Annotated in this window: 3 protein-coding genes and 1 pseudogene; 1 reads left to right on the top strand and 3 read right to left on the bottom strand. The window is 65.7% G+C overall.

Going from position 1 to position 2,754, the window contains the following annotated elements; translation table 11 throughout:
* Positions 1-916: ABC transporter permease (locus tag WCB02_RS31095; RefSeq protein ID WP_423964134.1), on the top strand; the 916-nt coding region annotated here is incomplete at its 5' end.
* 6 nt (positions 917-922) lie between these two features.
* Here WCB02_RS31095 and WCB02_RS31100 read toward each other — a convergent pair.
* The 3 genes and pseudogenes from WCB02_RS31100 to WCB02_RS31110 form a co-directional block, all read right to left on the bottom strand.
* Positions 923-1,894, bottom strand: a complete 972-nt coding sequence (locus tag WCB02_RS31100) for an isopenicillin N synthase family dioxygenase (protein WP_423964136.1) — start codon at positions 1,892-1,894, stop codon at positions 923-925.
* A 168-nt stretch (positions 1,895-2,062) separates the two neighbouring features.
* Positions 2,063-2,434 carry a 2Fe-2S iron-sulfur cluster-binding protein gene (locus tag WCB02_RS31105; RefSeq protein WP_423964138.1) on the bottom strand — a complete coding sequence of 124 codons (372 nt, stop codon included), beginning with the start codon at positions 2,432-2,434 and terminating at the stop codon, positions 2,063-2,065.
* Positions 2,431-2,754, bottom strand: a pseudogene (locus tag WCB02_RS31110) (hypothetical protein); the annotation flags it as partial. The gene WCB02_RS31105 and the pseudogene WCB02_RS31110, both read right to left, overlap by 4 nt.

A 2,754-nucleotide genomic window follows, 5' to 3' on the forward strand; every position in this document is an offset into this window, starting at 1 on the left:
CTGGCTGGCCAATGCCCCGGTGACTGCGGTGCCCTACGCGCTGGCCGCGCTCGGCTTGATCATTGCCGAACGCTCCGGCGTGCTGAACCTGACCGCGGAAGGACTGATGCTGGTCGGGGCGCTGGCGGGCGCCGGCGCCAGCCTCACGCTCGGCGGCCATCCGGCGCTCGCTCTGCTCGCCGCCATGGCGGCCGCAAGCATCGTCTCGCTGCTGTTCGCGGCATTGGTGGTGGTGCTGCGCATCAATCAGGTGATCGCGGGTTTGTCGGTGGTGTTCTTCTGCCAGGGCCTGACCGGGCTGATCGGCACGCTGGCGAAATGGCAGAACAAGCAACTGACCGGACTGGCGCCGCTAAAGATCTGGCCGCTGTCGGACATCCCCTTTATCGGACGAATCCTGTTCACGCAGGATCCCGTGGTCTATCTCACCATCCTGATCTTCATCGCCGTCAACTTCGTCCTGTTCAGGACCATGCTCGGCCTGCGCATCCGAGCGGTTGGAGAAAATCCGGCCGCAGCGGACGCCGCCGGCGTCAGCGTCGCGCTGCATCGGATTCTGGCGATCGTCGCCGGGTCCTCGCTGATCGGGTTGGCCGGCGGCTATATCTCGGTCGTCAGCGTCAAATTGTGGGTGACGGGAATGACCGGCGGCCGCGGCTGGATTGCAGTGGCGCTGGTCGTGTTCGCGCGCTGGGCGCCGTGGCCCGCGCTGGCCGGCGCACTGTTGTTCGGCTGCATCGAGGCGCTGATCCCGCACATCGCCGCGGCCGGCATCCAGGTGCCGCAATATCTGATGCTGATGACGCCCTATCTTGCGACCATCGCCGTCATGATCTGGGTCGGCGCCAAGGACCGCCGCGGCAGCCAGGAGCCCGGCGCGCTCGGCCAGCCGCATGTCCGCGAGGAACGCCGCTGACCAATGCTACTTGTAAGTCCGCTGGTACATCGCGCGCATATGCTCTTCGACCGTGATCGGCGGGTATTTCGGCTGCTCGCCGGGCGCAAGACAGGTCGGAATGCATTCGACCTTGTGCGCGTAATTGCCGGTGTAGAAGAACGGCACCGAATAGCGCTCGCGGCCCGACGTGTTGACGACGCGATGCAGCGTCGAGCGGTAACTGTCGTTGGTCCAGCGCGCGATCATGTCGCCCAGATTGACCACATAGCTGCCCGGCACGGGATCCGCGTGGATCCAGCCGCCGGAACCCTGGTCCCAGACCTGCAGGCCACCGACATCACCCTGGCGCAACAAGGTCAGCCCGCCGAAATCGGTGTGAGCGCCGGCGCCCTTCTGCGCCGGATCGCCATTGGCCGGCTGCGGCGGATAATGCAACAGCCGCACGTTCGCCATCGCATCGGTGCAATAACCGGCAAAATAGTTTTCCGGCAGATCGAGCGACAGCGCGATGCCGCCCATCATCCGCGCCGACAACTCCAACATGATCTCGAGATAGGCTTCCATCACCGGCCTGAAGCGCGGCCGGGATCGCGGCCACTGGTTGGCGCCGTGATTGAACATGCCGGCGATCACCCGCGGATCGTCCGGCGCATGCTCGGGTCCGATGTAGTAGCCCTCCTTCAGATCGGGCGGCGCGCCCGGTTCCAGGGTCTGGCCCTGCATCGGCTCGTAGCCGCGATTGGCCTTTGAGCGGGATTTGTCGACTTCCGCCTTCTGCTCGGCCGGCAGATCGAAGAACGCAGCCGCCTCGGCGAAGACATCAGCAACGAGCGCCTCGTCGATGCCGTGATTGGAGATGTAGAAAAATCCGCTGTGGAGGCATGCCGTCCGCAGTTTCGCGGCAACCGTCCGCCGGTCGGCGGGACTTGGCGACGACAGTCCGGCGATATCGATCACCGGCAGACTGGCCTCGGACACCCGTACCGCGTCGAGCATTTGCGTCCTACTCCCTCAGGTTCAGCATCATCGCCGCCCTTCATCCACCCCCCAGGTAGCCCGAAGAACGGTGGTCAGTGCGCTCAAATATTCGGCAAAGCGAGGGCTTTCTGGTCAAAGACCGGCCTCTCCATCTCGCCGCAACGAGCAGATGGGGCCCTCGATGTTTCATTTCCCTGCATCCATCGGTCCGCGCCGCGACCGCCAGGACGGCAGCTCGAGCCGCTCGTCGGGCGGCGCGATCTCGGTGACGAGATCGCGGATCAGCGCTTTTTTAGGCAGCGGCGCCAGCGTCGTCACGCCCTCCTTGAGCCGCACCGTGCAGGCATAGTCGACCTTGCCATCGATCAGCATCATGCACTCCTTGCAGGCGTTGGCGTTGATGCAGGCAAAGCGAAAGGCGAGCGACGGATCGATCGTCCGGCGCAGCGCGCGCAAACCGTCGAGCACCGACTGGCCGGCTTCGAATGCGACCTCGAGCGCCTCGATGCGCAGGACCTCGTCGGGCGATCCACGCTGAATGGCGAGCGTTGCCTTCATGCCGCGGCCCTCCCCCCTACCGGCGCGGCGCGGCTGAGCGCGGGCTTTCCGTCCGAGAGCGCGACAATCTGGTTGATGCTCCAGATGTCATCGAGCCCCGGATGATCTTCGCGCTGGTGCGCGCCACGGCTCTCGGTGCGGGCCAACGCCGGCAGCACGACCGCCTCCGCAACCAGCAGCATGTTGCGGAGATCCAGCCAGTCGAGCAGCACCGGATCGAAGCCCGCGGCGGATGCAAGCGGCATCTCGCCGAGATCGCCGGACAGCCGCGCGATCGCCCCGAGCGCGAGGCGGAGATTTCCGTCGCTGCGAAACGGCCC

It is taken from the genome of Bradyrhizobium sp. (assembly GCF_049581145.1).
Classification (GTDB): Bacteria; Pseudomonadota; Alphaproteobacteria; order Rhizobiales; family Xanthobacteraceae; genus Bradyrhizobium.

Coding starts and splice junctions, on each gene's coding strand:
- WCB02_RS31100 (WP_423964136.1), bottom strand. CDS start 1,894: ATGCTCGACGCGGTACGGGTGTCCGAGGCCAGTCTGCCGGTGATCGAT.
- WCB02_RS31105 (WP_423964138.1), bottom strand. CDS start 2,434: ATGAAGGCAACGCTCGCCATTCAGCGTGGATCGCCCGACGAGGTCCTG.